The organism is Microcoleus sp. B4-D4 (genome assembly GCF_036705185.1).
GTDB lineage: Bacteria > Cyanobacteriota > Cyanobacteriia > Cyanobacteriales > Microcoleaceae > Microcoleus.
The window spans coordinates 299,211-320,175 of the sequence record NZ_JAUBTX010000003.1 but is presented as its reverse complement, the minus strand read 5'-3'; the positions used below and the strand labels follow the sequence as shown (position 1 = coordinate 320,175).

Below are 20,965 nucleotides of genomic sequence, written 5' to 3'. Positions count from 1 at the left end.
ATTTTCTCTATACCCCTAAAACTTATATGACAATTTATCATCAACTCTAATCCTTGTTGAATCGTTTTTATCTGATATTTATGATGCTTTGCATATTTTTTACCCTCGATATTTCCTTCTATGTTTGGTTGTTCACACTCTTCTTTTTTTTTTAGCTTCTCTTCGGTTGTTTTTTGTTCTGCTACTAATGCACGTTTTTTCCAGTTCTCTCTTGATTGCTTTAAATCTCTAATTTGTACTTCTAATGCTCTGATTTCTTTGTGTCTTTCTATTGCTTTTTTTCTCCAGTTGTCCCTCCCTTCACGAAATAAGCGCGCTAGTCTGCTTATTGAGCTTTTAAATTCTTCCATCTTTGTTTCCAGAGCTACACTCTTTTTTTACACTATTATTGTATGAAATACTTTACCATAAAAACGAACAAAGTACACAGCCTAGGCTCTGCCTCCTTCTATCTCGCAACTTACAGGAGACAGGACTTTAGGAAGTGCTTAAGTTATTAAGTTTTCGAGCCTAAACAGACAACACAGATAATATTACAAATTGCCTTGAAGCCCGATCGCAGTTACAATCGTCCACGCATCCACCAACAACAGCAACAGCGTGCATCCCAGCAAAATCAGATACATCCAAGGCTGCGACAAAGGGCGAACATCCCTAGTATCAATACCGGTTTTTGCTTCCACCAAACCGACTAATTTATTAAATCCAGCCACCCGCATCGGTAGCAGATAACCTTCACCCGCATGACTCAGAAAATAGTAAACCAAACCTCCTTGACCGGTCGATCGAGGTTTGAGAGCCTTCACCTCAGTCCAAGGTAGCGACCAACCCCTGCGAAACACGCGCGGAAACCACTTCGGATAGGTAACTTCAATCCCCTCCTCACTGAGAATTACCCGTTCGCTGAGCACGCCGTAGAGGCCTGCTGCGCCGACAATAATTGCCGCCCAAAGTGCCGCCGGAGGAATCGGTGCTTGCGTTACTTCCGACAAAAACGGCAAGGGAATTGTGAGGGCTGCGTATAAGCTCAACAGGGTGATTCTAATCAGGGGAGAAAGTCCGAATACTGCTGGCTCAAATACTGGGGCGGAAGATGGAGAAAGTGCGGATTCGGCTGACATAACTGAAATGAAAGAAGCTGTTTAATGCTATTGTTGCACAGTTGTCAATTCCGCGAACAAAACTCAAGAAAATCTCAAAGACCAGACAATATTCGCTGTTTTGAGTTGCGATTTAAAATTCATTTCAAAAATTGTTATTTTTAAGGGTTGAGTTTTTATTTACCGCTTTGCAGAAGTTGGAATCTTGAGTGCGGAGTTATCAATTAACTGACAATTTATAACTCAAAACTCACAACTTCCATTAATCGACGGCGGTTAGGGCGGGTACTGTCAAAGATTCTGAAATTTCTCTGGCTTTTGGGCGGCCGGGGGTTGCTGCGCGATCGCCCTGAACTTCCCCTCGCGATCTGCTAGGATTGACGTTTGAATAGGGGTCTTCGTTAATCTGCAAGCGATCGCAAGGAATGGTGTCCGATAAAATTGCACTCGCCATCATCCCGGTGTGAATTTCCAATGCTGCGGCGGACATCGCTTCAAACACTAAACGCTGTCCGGGAAAAACCACTCGTTCAAAATACCAGTTAGGGATGTTGGAGATGCGAGCAATCTGAATCAGACTGGTGGCGTTGACGTAGCAGCACAGAATCTTGCTGTCGGTGTCTGAGGGTAGTGGGTCAAGAATTTGAGCCATAACTGCTGAGGGAGCCTTACCTAAAAGTTTTAGTTATCTTCTCAGGCTAACACTAGGCGATCCCGCCTACTGTAAAGCCGACTACCAACTCCAACGATTTTAGATTTTAGATTTTAGATTTTAGATTGGGGAATGACTTACTGAATCTGGATTGGGAGCTTGCCTGCAGTTGCATTTTTTGTCTTAAAGCGTGTCAATAACATACCAGAGACCGATCGCCCTAAAATTTCTATTTACCCAGAAAAATACCTGATTGTTGACTCTTATCGGCAATTTTCCGTCAAAATCCGCTGTATTTGCTTACATATTCGCTTGTTTCGGCTGCTGTCACCGACCGACACTCGCAAACTCAGCCTTAGACCGATCGGCAAAATTTTCAAATATTTAATATTAAATTGCCAAAATTAGAGAGATTGTAAAGTTATATTAAAAGAATATAAACATAGATCGAAAAGTCGCAGTTTAGGATATAGCAATCATGGAAAACCGAGTTCTGTACGTTCGCCTCCCTTGTAATCCGATTTTCCCGATCGGAGTAGTGTACCTTTCCGATAGCGTACACAAGATGTTTCCCGATGTTCAACAGCGCATTTTTGACCTAGGCGCAGTACCGCCCCTCGACTACGCTAAAGGTTTGGATGCGATCGTCGATGAGTTTCAACCAACGCTGTTAGTTTTCTCTTGGCGGGACATTCAAATTTACGCGCCCGTGGGCGGTAGGGGCGGGAATCCCTTACAAAATGCCTTCGAGTTTTACTACGCCAAAAATCCGCTGACAAAATTCCGGGGAGCACTCGGAGGATTGCGTTTGGCCGCGTCTTACTACACTGAACTGTGGCGCAATCTGGGACTGGTTAAGCGCGGATTGAAGCGGGCCCGGAAATACCGCCCGGAAGCCCGCGCAGTGGTCGGTGGCGGTGCTGTGAGCGTGTTTTACGAGCAGTTGGGGCGCAGTTTGCCGGCGGGGACTGTGGTTTCGGTGGGGGAAGGCGAAGCTTTGCTGGAGAAGTTGATTAAAGGCGAAGATTTGGCGCAGGAAAGATGTTATGTAGTAGGAGAAACTGTGCCGCGCGATCGGCTAATTCACGAAAAGCCAGCCAACATCGAGAAAACCGCCTGCGATTACAACTACATCGAAACCATTTGGCCGGAATTTTCCTATTATCTACAGGATATGGACTTCTACCTCGGTGTCCAAACTAAGCGCGGTTGTCCCCACAATTGCTGTTACTGCATTTATACAGTGATTGAAGGAAAACAAGTGCGGATCAATCCGGCTGATGAGGTGGTGGCGGAGATGCGGCAATTGTACGATCGAGGTATCCGCAATTTCTGGTTTACCGACGCTCAATTTATCCCGGCGCGCAAATTCATCGACGATGCGATCGAATTATTGCAAAAAATCATCCTCTCCGGTATGACAGACATCCACTGGGCTGCTTACATCCGTGCGGACAATCTCACACCCGAATTGTGCGATTTGATGGTAAAAACGGGCATGAACTACTTTGAAATCGGCATCACCAGTGGTTCCCAAGAATTGGTTAGGAAAATGCGAATGGGCTACAACTTGCGAGTAGTTTTGGAAAATTGCCGCGATTTAAAAGCAGCCGGTTACAACGATGTAGTTTCCGTCAATTACTCATTTAACGTGATTGACGAAACCTTTGAAACCATCCGACAAACAATTGCCTATCACCGAGAATTAGAGCGAATTTTCGGAGTCGATAAAGTAGAACCAGCGATTTTCTTTATCGGGTTGCAGCCCCACACAATTTTAGAAGAATACGCCTTTAAAAAGGATATTCTCAAACCTGGTTACGATCCCATGAGTTTGATGCCTTGGAATGCCCGCAAGTTGCTGTGGAATCCCGAACCTTTGGGCTCATTTTTCGGGCAAGTTTGTTTAGAAGCTTGGCAGCGAAATTCCAATGATTTCGGCCGTGAAGTGATGGCGATTCTGGAGGAAAAACTCGGCTGTGCGGAGTTGGAAGAAGCTTTGACTGCGCCAGTAGAAGTCAAAGACAAACAGTTAGCAGCAGTTAACTAACTATAGCAATCCTAAGTGATTTACTCGTTCTACTCGTTACCAGGCTCTGCCTGGTAACGCAGATCCGGAGGCTCTGCCTCCATTTTCGCAGGAGGCTCTTCAAAAGTGACATCGATTCCTAGGCTCTTAGTCTCTCAACCAGTTATTGAAAATGATTTAGGATTGCTATACCAGGTTCGCAGTCAGGAAAACCGTCCTTTAAAAAAAGGGGAAATGGGAGGAAAGATGTATCTTCTGTTTCCCTTTTTATTATTCAATAAATAGGTAAGTATCGAAAACTTAATAACTTAAACACCTCCTACAGTCTTCTCTCCTGTAAGTTGTTAGAAAGAAGGAGGCAGAGCCTCCGCACCTGCATTACCAGGCAGATCCTGGTAACGAGTACGAACCGGGTTTCTGAGATTTGCGCGCACAAGTCATAAGATCGTAAAACTGTCATAAATGCCAGCGATTGTTTCCCTTCGATTGCATTGACATACTTTATGTATTCTCACTGATCTATGGTTCGCAGTGTACACCTTACTTAAACCTAGGGTATACCGTGTTTTCTGCAAACTCCACCTCTAACATTAAATATTATTAATATCAAACAAGTATCGCTTAAGATGTAATCATATAGTTCAAACTAGGAGTGACAAGATGTTTTATCAAGATAGAGTTAAGGGCATTAAAGAAGTAGGTCTAGTTATAGCTGGCCTTAGCGCGATTCCCTTCGGGATAGCTTCGCTTCACGGCATTTTGACTCTTCCAGCAGAAGCAACAGCACTAAATCAACCCGGATCTTCGAGTTTACCGCATTCTCGATCGTTCCAAATTGCTCAAGTTGAGGGATGTCCCAAGGCCGAAATGGTGGAATCTTTCGCAACGGCTAACTTTTCAGTATACATTTGCAAAACCCAGGAAGGCGCTATTTTTTACCGAGGGCTCAGCAAAATAAATGGTAGCCAAATTAATGTCATGGAAGTAACTACAAGTGACGACGGAACTTATGAAGCGACTAACGGCAATATTATCTATTCGATTAACCCAGAACGCCTGCAAGTGCGGCAGAATGGTAAGCTAATCTTGACTGAAGCTGTCATCAAGTAACACGAACTGTTATTCAACGATCGGATAAATTTAGGGTGTATTTGATTCACTTAAAAAATTCAAGACAAGCAAAAACATATTGATTCGTTAATAATCAAAGAGAATCAGTGGTAACAGTTATACAATTGACTAATTTTTGTTTAAATATCTTTCAATTAGGACGATCGCCACTATATCATCTACAGGCCGCGGCGGAGTCCGCATTCCCTGCGGAATCAAGCGATAAAGTCCCGTAGGAGGGTACATTTCCCAGTAACGATCCTTTGCTTCCAAGCTGCTGAATCTCTCGTCAACCCGAACAATTTCGATCTCCGGCGACAAACTCTGCGTCAGTTTTTGTTTCCAACTCTTAGAAGTCGTTTGATCTCCGAGTACCAATAACTCAACGGGAAACTGTTCGCACAAAGATTGAATCGCAGATATGGCTGATTCTGACGGTACTACTTGATGGTAGCAGATGTTTTTGTCTCTACCCATGACGGCGATGCCGCATTTGTCTTTACCCGGATCGAAACCTAAAATCATATTTATTACTTCTATATTAATAAGTTGGTAGTTGCGCTGTTGTAGTCGAGGAAACCCAATCGCCAACCTATATCTAATCTGACACTTGCATTTTTGAATGTCTCAAAATCTTTTTGGGCGATCGCACTTATTTTGCTTGACTTTTTTGGAGGATTGACATATTATATCATCATGGGAATCCGTGCGGCCATATAATGCCTAAAATCAGAAACCGGGTTTTTGCCACAATCTTTACTTCCCCGTTTTAATTTATCGAAAAAACCCGGTTTCTTTCACCCCCGCGCAAAAATCAGAAACCGGGTTTTTGCCACAATCTTTGCTTCCCCGTTTTAATTTATCGAAAAAACCCGGTTTCTTTCACCCCGCGCAAAAACTCGGTTTCTCTCTTGTGCGGGCGGTGCGTCGCTGTGAGATTGTCGATGTGATTTGCAAATTGTAGATGGCGACGCACCCTACTATCTTGAATCGGTGCAAAGATGAGTGCAAAAAAAAAATTAAAGCGCGCGCAAGAGGGTAAAGAGGAAACAGGGAAAAAAGCTAAAGGGCTAAAGAGTAGAGAAGAGTCCTCACAGGGAAGACAGGGAGGAAGGGACAGCCAAAGCTACCGCAACACGAAAACCCCCGTGACCGCCCTCAGAGTTGTCGTAGCGGGAGGCAGCACGGCAAATGACCGCAAAGTACCACCACGAACCCCCACGCTGCACCCGGTAGTAATTATTTGTTCCAGTTTCCCAAGAACTTCCATCAGTCGGTGCGCCGTCATAGTTACCTTGCCACTTATCGCTGCACCATTCCGAAACCTGACCGTGCATATCATAAAGTCCAAAGGCATTCGGCGGAAAACTCCCCACATCCATTGGTGTTGCCCACCCACGGGACTTGGGTGCAGCACCATAGGGATATTTCCCGTCATAATTAACTAAATCTGTGGTAATTGTCTCGCCAAAATAGAAAGGTGTTGTAGTTCCGGCGCGACAAGCATATTCCCATTCAGCTTCCGAAAGCAAGCGATAAATCTTGCCTGTTTTTTCAGAAAGTTTCCGGCAGAATTTTACAGCATCACTCCACCCTACATAGTCTACAGGACGTTCATTCTCTACAGGACGTTTTCCACCTTTAAATCGCGATGGATTATTTCCCATCACTACTTGGTACTGTGCTTGGGTGATGGGGTATTTTCCTGCATAAAAAGTCGGTACTTTTACTTGATGCTGCGGACTTTCACTCTTGTATCTACCTTTCTCTGTTATTGGCGAACCCATCATAAATGTGCCGCCAGGAATGTAAACCATGTCTAGTACAACTCCATCACCTAAGTCTTCAGGGAAGTAATGAGCAAAAGACTTTATGCGACTGTTTTCTGTTCCTTCAGCATCGACTGTGATGACATCAAATTCAAATGTAGCAAAATAGTTTTGTAACTCTCGTCTAATCTTTTTCTCGTTTCTATCCTTCAGCAGTGAATAGGCAGCAAATTTCACCTGTATTGATTCATCCTGCAATGCTTGCATTATCAAATCTAAACCTGCTTCTCCATATTTGAGCGCTTCGGAGAGGGCGGCGATTCTCACTTCGACAATGGGTGAAGTTAATCGGCTTTTAACGCCGGGAATCCCTCCGAGTACCGCAGCATTGAGAGGAATTGAACTTTGACCACCACGGACGGCATCGTATTCTCTGGGTTCATTTTGATTCTCTGACATTACACCGCACGCTCCTGCATTTTAACAGTTGACAGTTGGCAGTTGGCAGTTGGCAGTTGATGGTTGATGATTGCATAGTACCGGAATCGAACCATTTATGCTTGACCGGTATTGGCTCTATTTATGAGGTTATTTATGTCCGCGCCTGATGTGGCGATTGCTATATATATGGCGGCACGGATTCCCATGATTTAATGATATGTCAAGGGCGCGAAAATGTCAAGCAAAATTGTAATTTTATTGCCCAAAATTTTTGCTGTAATTCGATAGACCGATCGCACTTATTACTTAACTTTCACATCTGGGCCGGCCGGTGGTTGTTGTCCGGTGCGGAAAACAACGACTCCGTTTTCCAGGGCAACTAAATCTATTTTAAGCGGGCCGGCAATGTAAGTGACATCTGCGGCGATCGCCTGAACGTCCAGCGGTTTCTCGTACTGCTGCAATCGATCGATAAAACCACCTAAAGTTTCAATTCGATTGTCCGCAACTTGCACTCTGCCGCCGACAACTCCGATCAAGCGAGCGCGAAATTGACAAGCTTCGATCAATTGCAGCAACTGCACCCGCACCTGTTCGTTTGTCAAAGTCACCGGATCGACAGCAACCGCTGCAATCACATCTCCGGCGCGGAATACAACTCGATTGATTTCGGCTTCGGCAAATACCTTAATTACCTTTTCTTCTCGCAGGTAATTAGCGCCGGCGACGATTCGCACCACGTAGTCTTTACCGTCTTTAATCTGACTGATTAATTGATCGATTTCTGCTGTAGTAATTTGAATAATCTGTTTGCGAACCTTGGCATTTTCCGGCTGCATCAGTTCGACGGTGGTTTTATTTGCTTCTTGCAACAGTCGATCGATCGCCCGACTCGCCTTATCCGGTTCCAGGATGCGAACAACGCCTGCAGCTAAAATTTGACCGCGCCTGATCGCAACTGTACCCTCGCGGATGGCCTGAAAATCCCGTTCCAAAACTTGCACTTGCTGCTGCAATAAAGTTTGTTGCTGTTCGAGTTTAGTTTGTTGCTGTGCGAGGGTTTCTAAAAGAGCTTCCCTCTCGGCAATTACTTTGTCCCTCTCCACAATTATGCGATCGCGATCGGCGAGATTTTGCACCCGCTGGGCAATTTCCTTGTCCCGCTGGGAAATTAGTTCGTTGCGATTGACAATTTCTGCATCTCGCTTGGCAACTTCTTCCTGCCGCTGGGCAATTTCTGCGTCTCGCTTGGCAATTTCTCGATCGCGCTGGGCAATTTGAACTTTCACCTGCTCTCGCTGCTCGATTAACTGTTGGCGTTCCGCTTGCAGTTGGGCGATTTCCGAGCTCAAAGCTGTTTTTTGATCGGAAACTGTTTTCAATTGGTTCTCAGTGCGATCGAGCTGAGCTCTTGTAGTCGATCGGGCAGTTTCAACCAGTTTCAACTGTGCTTCGGTGCGAGATTTAGCAGCTTCCACGCTAGCAAGCTGTTCTTCCGTGTCCGATTTAGCTGCTTCTACCTGACTTAACTGCTCTTGGGTTTTAGACTTCGCTGCTTGCACGCTGTTGAGCTGGGCCCGCAGCGAGTTTAATTTTTTTTCTGTCCGAGCTTGCTCGGCATTAGCAGTTTGGAGCGATTGATTAATTTGCTCTAAATTGGCTTTAGCTTGCGCTTGAGCGGCTCTGGCTCCATCTAATTCAGTTTCAACTCGATTTTTTTCTTGAGAGGTTTCTTTGAGTTCTCTGCGGGCTTGGTTGAGCCTTTTTTGAATTTCGTCTATTTGAAAAACCCCGGTTCGCAGAGGCTTGCTGGTAGCAAACAAAATGGCCAAAGTAATTGCTGACAGGATGCTGCCGGCCATCACTGTCACCAAAACAGCAGTGTCGCGGGGGCGAAGTTTGAACAAACTCAACCTTGCCTTGCCGACTTTCGTCCCAAGACGATCGCTGACAGTCGCGATCGTACCCCCCAACACTAAAATTACAAATACCAAGATGTATCCAGCAGTCATTCCGATTTTAAATTTAGGATGGTGGATTTTGGATTGAATCTAAAATCCAAAATCCAAAATCCTATAATTTCTCGGCATCAAGTGAATTGCTGGCTTAAGGCCACCGGGTTGTGGACAGTGATCTTTTTCTTGTGGATCGAGATCATAGTTTCTTGTCTGAGATCCCCCAGCAAACGAGTCACAGTTACCCGCGTCGAGCCGATCGCTTCGGCGATCGCCTGGTGGGACAGCTTCAAATCAATCGTAATCCCATCCGTACCGGGCACGCCAAAATCCCGGCACAGAATCAGCAAAAAGCTGACGAGTCTCGAACCCATATCTCGGTGTGCGAGGGTTTCGATCATCATCTCCGTTTGCAAAATCCGAGAAGAAAGTCCCCGGAGCAAAACCATAGGCAATTCTGCGTCTTCCTTGAGAGCTTTCTCGACTTGTTCGATCGGCAGCGAGATCAATTCTACCGGCGTAAACGCTACCGCGTGGTAAAATCTGTCCGAGCGGTGTCCCGTAATCAGAGACAGCACGCCGAACACGCTGTTTTCCCGCAGGAGCGCCACAGTAATTTCTTCGCCTGCTTCATACACCCTAGAGAGCTTCACAGCACCTTTAAGCAGAACGTAGACGCGCTCAGCCGGGTCTCCAGGGAAAAAAATTGTCTTGCCCCGTTCAAAGTTTTCCACAATGGGCGGAAACGCCCCGCCGCTGATTTGGCGGAACACGGCTGCTAGCGGTCTATCATGTGTCACGACTAGATCCTTTGTACTAATCAATAGTTTATAACTTGCCGATTAAGCTTATTGAGTAAATATACTGACCAACCTCCAATGTCCAGGGATTCTGTTACAGCCATCTAATGTTAAGTTAAACACACGCTGTATGATATTAAATCTAGCCTTTCTCTTAACTTTTTCAATTCCGCCCCGATCTAGCTCCACAGCAAAATCAATCTCAATTGCGTCTCAATTGTGTCTGAATCAGTTAAACCTGAATCAGTTGTGTCTAAACTGGCGGGGTTGTCGGATCTAGCGAACGAGAACGGTGCAAGTTGCTTCGAGAAGAAATACAGATGATAGATTTGACCGGAAAAAATGCTCTTGTTACGGGCATTGCCAACAATCGCTCGATCGCCTGGGGCATAGCTCAGCAGCTCCACAAAGCAGGGGCCAACCTCGGCATCACTTTTTTGAAGGATGAAAAAGGCAAGCACGAGCGCAAAGTCGCCGAACTTGTCGAACCGCTCAATCCCAGCCTGTATTTGCCCTGCAATGTCCAAAACGAGAGCGAAATCGAGTCTACTTTTCAAACCATCGCCGACAAATGGGGCAAGTTAGATATCCTGGTTCACTGCTTAGCCTTTGCCGGCAAGGACGAACTTTCAGGAGATTTCACCAACACCTCCCGCCAAGGCTTCTCCAATGCTTTGGATATTAGCGCTTACTCGCTGGTGCGGCTTTGTGCTGCGGCTAAACCGCTGATGGCGGAGGGCGGCAGCATTATCACGCTGAGTTATTTGGGCGGCGTGCGGGTAGTTCCTAATTATAATGTGATGGGCATTGCTAAGGCAGCTCTGGAGATGAATGTTCGCTATCTGGCGGCGGAACTCGGCCCGTTAAATATTCGGGTAAATGCGATTTCTTCGGGCCCGATTCGCACTCTGGCTTCGTCAGCAGTCGGCGGCATTCTGGATATGATCCACCACGTTGAGGAAGTGGCCCCGCTGCGGCGGACTGTGACTCAGCAAGAAGTGGGAAATGCTGCGGCTTTTCTGTGCAGCAATCTCTCTAGCGGGATTACGGGTCAAGTTTTATATGTCGATGCTGGTTACGAAATCATGGGAATGTAACAGCTTTTAAACAGTTGACAGTTGTCAGTTGACAGTTGACAGTTGACAGTTGTCAGCGAAGTTTTTAGATAGTTAACAGTTGACAGCAAAATTTGCCAACAGTCAACTGTCAATAAGTAATTGGACAGAATTAATTACACACTGATTTTTTGCTGATTCTTTACTAGACAAGGCTTGTAGCCCAGAGTTTTGTGTAATTAATTGTGTCTTACTACTTAACTGTCCGTTGTCTGCTACAAAAGTGCTAATCCCAAATTACTAATTATCAACAATAACTATGAATGACAAATTGGGAATTATGGAAATAATCGATCGCCCTCCAGTACCTCCTGCAAATTCGGTTCAACCAGCCAGGGCCGCGTTGGTGAAACGCACGACACTGGAAACGGATGTCACCGCCAGCCTGAATCTAGACGGTGTGGGAACTTGCAAGGCATCTACGGGGATTCCGTTTTTAGACCATATGTTGCACCAGATTGCTTCTCACGGATTGATCGATTTGGACGTGCAGGCGATCGGGGATTTGGAGATTGACGACCACCACACGAACGAAGATGTGGGAATTACCTTAGGCCAAGCGCTGGCAAAAGCTATCGGGGATCGATCGGGCATTTCTCGCTTCGGACATTTCATCGCACCTTTGGATGAAGCTTTAATTGAAGTAGTCTTAGATTTTTCGGGACGGCCTCACTTAAGTTACGGCTTGGAAATTCCCAACCAGCGGATCGGCACTTACGATACTGAATTAGTGAGAGAGTTTTTTTCGGCGGTAGTGAACCACACTCAGATGACACTGCACATTCGACAGTTGCAGGGCGGAAATTCTCATCACATTGTCGAAGCGGCGTTTAAGGCATTTGCGCGAGCTCTGCGGATGGCCGTAGAAATCGATCCGCGGCGCGCCAGTCGGATTCCGAGTTCTAAAGGAGTTTTGTAGTTTGGGGTTTGCAGTAGCGCTTCTGGGCTACTGCAAAGCTTGTAAATCAAAATATATCTGCGATGTAGTTAAAAACACCTTGACTTCCCTCGCCGTACTTGCCGATAAATTGATCGATTAGTCGATCGCTACACCTTTCTATAGCATCAGCTATAGAACTTTGTGCTAAAACTTGACTGGCAGATTGACGCAAAACTTCAAACAAATTTACAGTAAAATCAGTATCTTCACTGACAAAATCCCACAGTTCTAGACCGATCAAAGTGCTCATTTCAGAATTCGGCAGAAGTTGCTTCAGCAGACCAAAAGTTACAGTCTTATTAGTTCTCTTGCCGTAAGCTATACCAATATAAGCGCGATCGCCTGCATTAATTTTTTCCTGAATTTTGTCAGCCCAATATACTATCTGGTCTTTATCCATATCATTCGGGCCGCTTTTTACCTGTATCCAACAGCGATCGCCATCACTGGTAGTTTTGATTGCATCCCATCCTGACTCTTCCGGTGGACTTTCAGCACTTTCAGAGCAAGATATCAATAGTTTTTCAATAAAAAACCCCATAGAAGTAACAATAAACCTAGTAGCCGCCATATAAACATTAAGTCTGACAACTTCTGCTGGAGTATCAAGATTTAACGCCCTAATTAAAAATGGATTGGGATGAATTTTTTCTAAAGTTAGATTGTCAACCATAGCTAACTGTCGCCTTGTGAAGTCCCGACAGATACTAGCTATAAAATTTTCGGCTATAGTAAGTTGCAGCGAAAGCTTATCTGAAGATGTCAATGCTAAAATGCGTTCAATCTCATCGGAAGTAAATCTGAGCAGTCTTTTGCCAGAGATGCTGCTGATGCCGTTTCTGAGTATTTCTGCTTGTAAGTTTAAAAATTCTTCTAACTCCGCAAAGTGACTGGCGAAAGAGCGAGACTTGCTGGCAGGGAGTCCTACTTCTTTTTCTAAAACAAATGCTAATAATTCATGAAGTTGCTCTGACACTTTTATTTCTCCTAAACCAATACTTCGGACAGTTTTTGATTGCCAACCGTAGAATAAGGGTTTTAAGGCAATTCGGCAAGTTCGCTACCAACGGAAAATCGATGGTTTCAGCCTAGGAACTCAAAACAGTCTGGACTATTGCTCAACTAGGCTTTACATATTACTTAAATGAAAAGAGAAGCTTGAGAAGAAATTTGTGCTTTACTAAAATCCAAAAGCAAGAGCATCAAGCATATACTTACCCTTCTCCCGTCCGACTTCTTGATATATATCCAAAAGTTCTTCATAGGCAGTCTCTCCTCCTATGATATTCCAAAACTCCTGTCCCATAATTATAGCTTGATCGAAAGGCGTGTACTTCCTTGCCACTGACCATTTATAATCAGAACGATTTGGGCCGTAAGGATTGTAAGCCATAGCATAGTAAGATTGAGCATCAGGGCGATACTCTCCACACAGTAAATGAAACCTCAGCAGTCGTTGAATTACCTCCAAGCATTGTCCTTTGTTGGGTTTTGACCCTTTAATTTCAAAGAAAAATTTTCTCCCGTCACGGGCAAGCACGTACAAATCTGCTTTGACCGATCGCCTAACTAAATGATTGTTTTTTTGAGCATCAAGAACAGCTTGGATCATTTCGTCAAAACTAGGTTTATTGGCATTTTTGTCTGCTGACTGCTCAAATAGCGCTATCTGACGCTCAATTTCATTGATAGCCTCAATGCTAACTTCGCCAGTAATTTCATAGCTTCTGTTTGCTTCTTGGTGATGTTCCAAAGCAATGAGTTTTGCACATTCTTCATAAGTTGTGCCCAAGCTGCTGATGCAAAATCTCTCAAACTCGTTAATTCGCAGCAACTCTGACGGCATAATAGCAGCCTGAAACGGTTTCACTTGAGCTTTGGAGGACTCGCCTGATAAATATGCTGCTGGAATATCAAGTTTTGGTATTAGCCGTCCTCTGTATTCATTGACAAGATTTTCGATGAAAACTTCTAAGTATGCTTTGATGATGGCGCGTGTAATTGAGCTAATAGCTGACATTATTTTACTGCAAATATTCTGTTGACTAGACTTGTTGAAAAGTGTAATACCAAATCAAGCTTAAATATCCCCCTTATTTCTTAGTCCGCGGAGGCGGACTTTGTTTTTGTAGTTGCGGTTTCAACCGCCGAACTATCGAGGGGGTAGCTCAATCTATCCAAACTTCGTCAAGAAACGGAAAGCATCCAGTACGTGACTCGCGCAAACGTAGGGCGAAGTATTGTAAAAACCTTGCCACGCCGCCGCCTTATCTTCATCGTACTTATCTGCTCTTTCCGAGTGTCTTCCCAGCCAATTCAGCCGCACCGCGTGACCCACTAATACATCTAAAACAATGTATTCTTCTACTTTCAATTCTGGGTTGCGCTGCGCGATCGCCGCCAACTCCATCAGCGCCTCAATATTGACTTGTCGGTATTCTGGCGCTACAATTTTGTTTAGCAAATGCTCGATTTGGAGCGCGAAATTCTTTTCGCCTGGGGTCATTTCCGCTAAAATAATATCGCTATCTAAGCGATTTCGACGCTCTAATTTATCGCCAATAATCAAGCCTTTGCAGTGCCGCAGCAATCCCCAAACACTCGGATAAAAATCCTTCGGTACGCGGTTGACTGCACCTTCCATTTGCCGCTTGCGCCGCCATCCACCTGCAGGCATTTTGGGTTCCTCAAACACAGGCGCGACTACCCATTCAATATCTTTTTCCGGCTGTTTGACGCGCAGGGATTCTTGCTGTTTGAGGATTTGATTCATTTCCTCATATTCTGCCAAGACTTGGCGCAGGCGATTTTTAATTTCAAAGGGACTTAGCTGCATTAAATATTCGTAAGCTTCATTTTGCGTAACTCGCAATTCGCGGGCTAATTCGCTAGTTAACAGCAAAATAAAGTAACTCACTCTCAGAGTCAGCAACCCTTTAAATAACTGCGGTTCGGCTTTAATTAGCAAGCCTAAGTAAATCAGAATTTCTTGAGTGAGAACTCGATCGCGAACGTCTTCTCCACAGAATTGGCGAATTTTGTCCATGACTTCCGTGTAAGAACCAGGCCGCGAAATCAGCGAGTCTTCACTGTAGGCTTTCCCCACAGCAATCTGTTTTTGCCGTACCAAAATGTCTGTTACCGCATCCGACAAGCTGATATCAACTTTGTCCAGCAATCCAGCCGCGTGACGGACAACGGCCCATTGAATTTTTGATTGCGAACTTTCTCCAGCTTTTGTATAAACTTCGTTGAGTAAATCCACAACTTCAACAGTTGCTTCCGCGCCGCCAAATCCTGTATCAAAGTTTAATCCTTTGAGGCGAATCAGCGTATGCAGCAACTCAATTTGTTCGTACAAATTCTCTGAGTTTTGCAGGCTGGTGAGCAATAATTGAGGATTAGTCTCGCACTCTAATTTAAATTCTTGGGTGTGGCCCAATGGCCAAGTTTTTTCGGGATTGTAACTCAGATAGGTGGGGGTTTCTACTGCACCTGTCACTGGAGATTCAGTGAATTCAAAATATTGCATGAAATCTATTCTCTCTGTGCCAGCAGTCAGCATTAACTGGTTAAGATTTCCGAGTTTGACAGGCGTATTTCCTGAGTTTCCGTCGCGGAGTTGCTTCATCAATTCCAGCAGTGCTTCGCGGCCGGTTTCGAGCATCGCGTGAGTCAGCATCAGCGTTACCGTGGGTCGTCCCAACTGATACCAGTGGCGGTGAATGTGAGCTATTTCGCTTTGAATTTTAGATACTAGAAAATGGTAGTCTAGAGTTAGGTAAAATTCTTCTCTGTCCAAGAATGAGGGAAGAAATACGATCGCCTCTCCGCGAATTTTGAACACCCGGGAAGTCGTCAAACTCCGCAAACGGCGCACGGGGCGGCCTGTTAAGCCTAGTGAATCGTTGCGTCCAATCTCCGCGTAAATAGCGGATAATTCTTTGGCTTGGCGGACTTGAATTGGTTCTACCTGTTTTGGAGTTTGCGCTGCAATACCGTTGGTGGCTAATTCTGCTTGCAAATCTTTGTCTTCAGCTAACAGGGCAATTTGCACTAAAGGTTCTCTGTGCCTGCCCACTGACAGGTGTCTTCCCAAGGGGTCAATATCGCCAACTGCGATTAATCCTTCGTTGAGTAATTGACCAAGAAAATACAAACTTTGCGCCCAAACTAGGGGAACATTTTCATTGGGTAGGCGCTGCTGACTGCGGGGATTTAATTTTTCTGCTTCTATATTTTGGGCGGGGATGTAGTACAATTCTGGTAGAAGTGGCACACCAGCGCGATCGACTGTTAGAGATTCCAGACGCTGCTGGTACTCTTCGACTTGGGCTTGATTTCCCTCAAATATCCCGTCCAAGAACAAATAAGTGAAAAATAGCGGCCACTCGCATTCTATATGCTCGAACTGCTTTAATTCTGTCGGTTCGTAATGCAGGCGATCGACATCTTCCAAAACTGTTTGGTGTCCGTCCCGCAGAAACCGCTTGCAGCCGTAATTGCCTTGCAATTTGTCGATTATTTTATTTCTAGTTCGTTCTACTAATTCTTTATCTTCCACAGCAAAAGCCGGAAAACTAATCGCGCTCAATAAAGCTGCATCTACTTCTTTTGAACTAGATTCGCGAGGCAAAAGCGATTCCAAAGTTACGCGGCTTCTGGCAATTTCATCGGGCAAAACGTGAATCACTGATGTTTGAGAACCGTTAACTCCGAACAAATCCAATCCATTTATTGCTTCCAGCGCTGCTTTTGCCATGCCAACCGAACTAGCATTTAATTCTGCATTGCCGCGATTAACTTTATTGCCTCTTTCCCAAATTCCGTAATCGGGAGTGCGGTAAGCTCTACCAATGTAGTAGACTAAATTTTGCACGAAATTGACTTCATCGATTGTAAAAATTATATGCAATCCCGAAGCCGTCATTTGAGCAAGAATTAACAAAAATATAGATGTAGCATCTAACTGTAAATGTCCCCATTGGTCATCGCCAACAACAATACTACCAGTTTGAGTATTGTATTTAGCGTGCAGGGCATCTAGCGGCAACTGAGTATTTTTAAAACGTTCAACTTTGCTCGATTGCTGCATCATCGCAAACAGCAAGCCGCGCATTAGTTTGACTGTGCTGTGTTCGAGTTCAAAGGTTCTACCGCGATCGCCGTCAATTTTGCGGTAAGCTAAACCCAAACCCCAAACTGCGAGAATGCTGTACACGTTATCCCGCACCCAAGCATCGGTATAGTCGCCGTGAGCGTTAACGGCGGTACTCGCCGGAAGCAAGCCGGTAATTGGGTTCTGGCGCTTGAGGATGACGTTTTTAATTTGCTGGTAGTAATGATCTAACTTCGTTTGTCGCTCTTTTGTTGCGATCGCCATTTCGTTTTCCTTGGTTTTCCTGATGCGAGTTCAATTGCGGTGAATAGACTTTTAAATATATCAGAGATTCTATCACTGCTCCGATTCGGCCAACAACAAAACAAGGTGATTGTCATGTCCAGCCGCAACAACAACAATAATAACCGCGTTCCTTTTGTAAAAATTGTCTACTCTACAGTGAAGGTTAATGGTAAAATTGAACTCGTGCCGATGGAATGGTACGCTGACGGCTCTGTCAAGAAAATTGAACGTTAATGAGCGATCGCACTTAGCAGCCTAACTCTAATGGACTTGCGCGTCGCGTACAAAAAAACCGGTTTCTGGGCCACGGAATGATGACTTACCAAAATCTTTGTGGCACAAACCGGATTTTTTTCGTTCAAAAGTAGTCTAGCATCGATCGCCAAACTAAGCTAATTTAAATAACTAGGTGTGTAGAAATCTCACAGAAAGAAATATGGATCGATCGCGCCCGCAATTTTCAGTGCTGGGACTACCAGTTCACATATTAGACGATTACGCAGGTTGGCTGATAGAGCGCCTGCATCAAGGCTTAGGAAGTCACGTCGTGACACTAAATGCTGAAATGGCAATGCAAGCCGAGAAAAATCAGGCATTAGGCGATGTAATTCGCTCTGCAGAACTCGTGATTCCAGACGGTTCGGGAGTGGTGCTGTACTTGCGAATGCGCGGCAAACCGGCAAAGCGCTATCCGGGGATTGAACTAGCAGAATCGCTGCTGCAAGAAGCCGGAAAATTGCCCGATTCCGAACCGATATTTTTCTTTGGAGGTGCGCCGGGAGTGACAGCGAAGGCGGCAGAAACTTGGCAGCAAAAAGTGAAAGGATTGTCGATTTCTGCTCAACACGGCTATCTTTCTGCTGATGAAGAAAAAGACTTCCGTGAAAACCTCAAAAAAATGCAGCCAAAACTGATTTTTGTGGGCTTGGGAGTGCCTCGCCAAGAGTTTTGGATTGCGGAAAACCGACACCTTTGTCCGCAGTCTATTTGGGTGGGAGTTGGCGGCAGTTTCGATATTTGGGCGGGAACCAAAGACCGCGCACCGGCTTGGTTTTGCGACAATCATTTAGAATGGTTGTACCGGCTTTATCAAGAACCTTGGCGCTGGCGCAGAATGTTGGCTTTGCCGCAATTTGCATTGAAAGCTTTGGGGGATTTTCGAGCTTAAAAGTTCCCAATCGAATCGGGTTTACGAGAGTTATGGCTGATAGTGCCGATCGCGCGTGAACCCGCCGCTACAATAATTGTGGTTAATTTATTGGCTAGACAATGTAAGGAGAATCGATCGCCCTAGCGCGATTAATTGCTACCAACGTCTGGTAAATTAAAGCCGAAATCTCGGCGCGGGTAATGTCCCGCTGCGGCGAAAGCCGATCGCGCGCCGGATAGTTTACTACAATCTTCAAAGCAGTTGCTGTGGCTGCGGCGCTTAAAGCAAAATTAGGAATTTGCGATCGATCGGTGTAAACTTTCAAAACATCGGGATTGCCGCCCTTAAGTTCCAAACCGTTAACCAAAGATACGATCGCCTCAGTCTTAGTCAAATTCTGATTTGGGCCAAACTTCAACCCCGGAAACCCAGACAAAAACCCCGCCCGATTCGCCCGTTCGATCGCACTTCTCGCCCAAAAACTAGCAGAAACATCAATAAAATTTGTCGCCAACCGCTTCGGAATCGGACTAAACGCACTCACCAAAAGCGCCGCATATTGAGCGCGATTTAAACAGTCATCAGGTTTAAAAGAACCGTCAGGAAAACCGCTAATTATATTCCCCGCAGCCAAAGCCTCAATAAAGTTCTCCGCCCAATGTCCAGAAATATCGCTAAACCTCGCACCGCCAATATTCGGATTGCCGCCGCCCTTTCTCACCGCAGCTTGCACCGCTTTTAAAGCATTCACTTTTCCGTAACCGAACCAATCGCTGCGGCGGCTATTAGGATCGTAATTTCCCATCCGATTTCCCAACTGCGGATCGGGCTGGGAATCGACAATTTTGTCAGCAGTTTGTTCGAGAATTCCCCGCACTTCCCGCGCCGTCAAACGGGGGTTGGCCGAAAGCACTAAAGCTGCCACTCCAGCGACTACTGGAGTGGCGCTGGAAGTGCCGCCAAAGGTATTCGTGTAGTCCCCCGGATCGTAGCCGGCAACACCGACTCGATCGGCAGTAAACACCCCCAAACCGGGCAAATACTGCGTCACTTCCGGCGCAGTCGCAATAAATCCGGTTTCTGGCAGCCAAGTTCCCGGCGGCGCGTTGTTGCTGGGGGCGCACACCGAAATGCTGTTGCCCCAATTGCTGTAGGCTGCTTTTTTGTTGAGGGAAGTGGAAGCAGACACCGCAATCACATCGGGGTGCACGGCAAATCCTGCCAGCCATTTAGTTCGATCGCCCAAAATGTTATTCGGCCAGTCTTTCTCATCTACAGTACCGTTGACAGGGCGGTTGGCATTGCCCGCAGCGAACAGAATCACGCAGCCTCTACCGCCCCGCCCTTGGGTGGCGGCTTTGGTGATGACGGCACTCTGGCGCAGGGAAAGGGGATAGTAAACTGCCCCTGGGCCCCAACTGCAAGAGATGATGGCTGCGCCTTTTTCCACTGCCCAATTGAATATTTTTTCGATCGACTCGTCATCGAGAAAACCGCTAGTACGGATCGGCATCAGGGCGCATCCGGGGGCGACTCCGACAATGCCTTTGCCGTTTTCTTCTGCTGCAGCGACACCGGCGCAACTTGTGCCGTGGTTGTCCGATTCGGCAACGGGCATCGGGGAAGTGTCGTCGTCTTTGAAATCGATGGGGGAGACGATTTTGCCTTGGCCTTGAAAATCGGGATGTGTCAAGTCTACTGAATCATCGGCGATCGCAATTACGATCGATCGCGCGCCGCGAGTCATATCCCAAGCCGCTTCTGCATAAATTTGAGCGTCGCCGACAAGTTCGTTGCCGCCTCGGTTGTTGAGATACCACTGTTGGGGATAAAACGGATCGCGGGGTTTATAATGCTGCTGAGTTTCTACTAAAATATTGGGTTCAGCGATCAGAACTTCGGGATATCTTGTCAGGCGGTTGGCAATTTTGACCGGGTTTTCTGTTGCTTGTTTGTTGACTTCACAGACAAAGGTGTTGGGAATTCCTGAGACTGACCGGACTATTGTTAAATTTGCTGCAAGGGCGATCGCATTTCGCGATTGTTCGTCTACTTGTTCGCCAAATTGAATAGTAATTTGGTCTGTCAAATAAAAGAATGTACTCGGATTGTTCGCCGGACAATAAACATGGCTGGCAAAAGCTACAGCATCGCTAGCGCGGGCTGCTTGCATTGCTGCATCTAGGTTTTCTGGCCCGACGAGATACTCTTCGAGATTACTTTGCCCGATGCGGCGGTTGAGTTTTGCCCCAGTTGTGGCAGCCCAATTGTTTGAGGCTGATGCTATCGATGATGGGCGGACTGTAAAGCGATTGGGAACTTTTGACAGCAGCAATTCATCGCCGCCCCGCTGCAAAATCACTGCCAGACTTTCTTCGGGAACTCCAATACCTTGATAGTTTTGGAGAGTGTCGGAGGTTGGTTTGCTTGGTTGTACCATCAGAAATGTTCCTGTTTAATTTTGATGCAGAATAACGGGTGTTTGAAACCGCCTAGTCTC

Annotated in this window: 17 protein-coding genes; 6 read left to right on the top strand and 11 right to left on the bottom strand. The window is 45.8% G+C overall.

Annotated features, from left to right (window positions below):
- From QUB13_RS04645 to QUB13_RS04635, 3 genes are all read right to left on the bottom strand, one after another.
- On the bottom strand, nt 1-350 hold a 350-nt coding region (locus QUB13_RS04645), incomplete at its 3' end, for a hypothetical protein (RefSeq protein WP_333379365.1).
- A gap of 183 nt (nt 351-533) precedes the next feature.
- Complete coding sequence (locus QUB13_RS04640) at nt 534-1,121, bottom strand: hypothetical protein (protein ID WP_333379364.1); 588 nt, start codon at nt 1,119-1,121, stop codon at nt 534-536.
- Nucleotides 1,122-1,362: 241 nt separating this feature from the next.
- Nucleotides 1,363-1,752 carry a DUF1830 domain-containing protein gene (locus QUB13_RS04635; RefSeq protein ID WP_333379362.1) on the bottom strand — a complete coding sequence of 130 codons (390 nt, stop codon included), beginning with the start codon at nt 1,750-1,752 and terminating at the stop codon, nt 1,363-1,365.
- A 478-nt stretch (nt 1,753-2,230) separates the two neighbouring features.
- Here QUB13_RS04635 and QUB13_RS04630 point away from each other — a divergent pair, with 478 nt between their 5' ends.
- Nucleotides 2,231-3,802 carry a photosystem II high light acclimation radical SAM protein gene (locus tag QUB13_RS04630; protein WP_333379361.1) on the top strand — a complete coding sequence of 524 codons (1,572 nt, stop codon included), beginning with the start codon at nt 2,231-2,233 and terminating at the stop codon, nt 3,800-3,802.
- A 639-nt stretch (nt 3,803-4,441) separates the two neighbouring features.
- On the top strand, nt 4,442-4,891 hold the full coding sequence (locus QUB13_RS04625; protein ID WP_333379359.1) for a hypothetical protein: 450 nt from the start codon (nt 4,442-4,444) through the stop codon (nt 4,889-4,891).
- 129 nt (nt 4,892-5,020) lie between these two features.
- Here the strand turns inward: QUB13_RS04625 and QUB13_RS04620 are convergent, their stop codons facing one another.
- The 4 genes from QUB13_RS04620 to ntcA all read right to left on the bottom strand — a co-directional run bounded on the left by QUB13_RS04620 (nt 5,021) and on the right by ntcA (nt 9,856).
- The gene (locus tag QUB13_RS04620) at nt 5,021-5,416 is read right to left on the bottom strand and encodes a pre-16S rRNA-processing nuclease YqgF (protein ID WP_333379357.1); all 396 of its coding nucleotides are present in this window, start codon (nt 5,414-5,416) and stop codon (nt 5,021-5,023) included.
- A gap of 566 nt (nt 5,417-5,982) precedes the next feature.
- On the bottom strand, nt 5,983-7,119 hold the full coding sequence (locus QUB13_RS04615; RefSeq protein ID WP_333379355.1) for a formylglycine-generating enzyme family protein: 1,137 nt from the start codon (nt 7,117-7,119) through the stop codon (nt 5,983-5,985).
- 284 nt (nt 7,120-7,403) lie between these two features.
- A complete protein-coding gene (locus tag QUB13_RS04610) occupies nt 7,404-9,113 on the bottom strand; it encodes a DUF3084 domain-containing protein (protein WP_333379353.1) in 1,710 nt (569 codons plus the stop codon).
- A 77-nt stretch (nt 9,114-9,190) separates the two neighbouring features.
- Nucleotides 9,191-9,856 (bottom strand): global nitrogen regulator NtcA, encoded by a 666-nt coding sequence (ntcA, locus tag QUB13_RS04605; RefSeq protein ID WP_442922129.1) that lies wholly within the window; start codon nt 9,854-9,856, stop codon nt 9,191-9,193.
- A gap of 320 nt (nt 9,857-10,176) precedes the next feature.
- On the opposite strand from ntcA, the gene fabI reads away from it, so the two are divergent.
- Nucleotides 10,177-10,953, top strand: coding sequence for an enoyl-ACP reductase FabI (gene fabI / locus QUB13_RS04600; protein ID WP_194068175.1), 777 nt, complete (start codon nt 10,177-10,179; stop codon nt 10,951-10,953).
- Nucleotides 10,954-11,251: 298 nt separating this feature from the next.
- Nucleotides 11,252-11,890: an imidazoleglycerol-phosphate dehydratase HisB gene (gene hisB / locus QUB13_RS04595; RefSeq protein WP_333379376.1), complete on the top strand. Its 639-nt coding sequence runs from the start codon at nt 11,252-11,254 to the stop codon at nt 11,888-11,890.
- Between the two features lie 46 nt (nt 11,891-11,936).
- Here hisB and QUB13_RS04590 read toward each other — a convergent pair whose 3' ends face one another.
- The 3 genes from QUB13_RS04590 to QUB13_RS04580 form a co-directional block, all read right to left on the bottom strand.
- Nucleotides 11,937-12,887 (bottom strand): PmeII family type II restriction endonuclease, encoded by a 951-nt coding sequence (locus tag QUB13_RS04590; protein ID WP_333379351.1) that lies wholly within the window; start codon nt 12,885-12,887, stop codon nt 11,937-11,939.
- Nucleotides 12,888-13,091: 204 nt separating this feature from the next.
- The gene (locus QUB13_RS04585; RefSeq protein WP_333379349.1) at nt 13,092-13,931 is read right to left on the bottom strand and encodes a TdeIII family type II restriction endonuclease; all 840 of its coding nucleotides are present in this window, start codon (nt 13,929-13,931) and stop codon (nt 13,092-13,094) included.
- 153 nt (nt 13,932-14,084) lie between these two features.
- The gene (locus QUB13_RS04580) at nt 14,085-17,294 is read right to left on the bottom strand and encodes a glycoside hydrolase family 15 protein (protein WP_333379346.1); all 3,210 of its coding nucleotides are present in this window, start codon (nt 17,292-17,294) and stop codon (nt 14,085-14,087) included.
- A gap of 114 nt (nt 17,295-17,408) precedes the next feature.
- Between QUB13_RS04580 and QUB13_RS04575 the strand changes: the two genes are divergently transcribed.
- The gene (locus QUB13_RS04575; RefSeq protein ID WP_194010489.1) at nt 17,409-17,549 is read left to right on the top strand and encodes a hypothetical protein; all 141 of its coding nucleotides are present in this window, start codon (nt 17,409-17,411) and stop codon (nt 17,547-17,549) included.
- 202 nt (nt 17,550-17,751) lie between these two features.
- Nucleotides 17,752-18,483, top strand: a complete 732-nt coding sequence (locus tag QUB13_RS04570; protein WP_333379343.1) for a WecB/TagA/CpsF family glycosyltransferase — start codon at nt 17,752-17,754, stop codon at nt 18,481-18,483.
- A 94-nt stretch (nt 18,484-18,577) separates the two neighbouring features.
- Here QUB13_RS04570 and QUB13_RS04565 read toward each other — a convergent pair whose 3' ends face one another.
- Nucleotides 18,578-20,905, bottom strand: coding sequence for a S8 family serine peptidase (locus tag QUB13_RS04565; protein WP_333379340.1), 2,328 nt, complete (start codon nt 20,903-20,905; stop codon nt 18,578-18,580).
- Between the last annotated feature and the right edge of the window lie 60 nt (nt 20,906-20,965).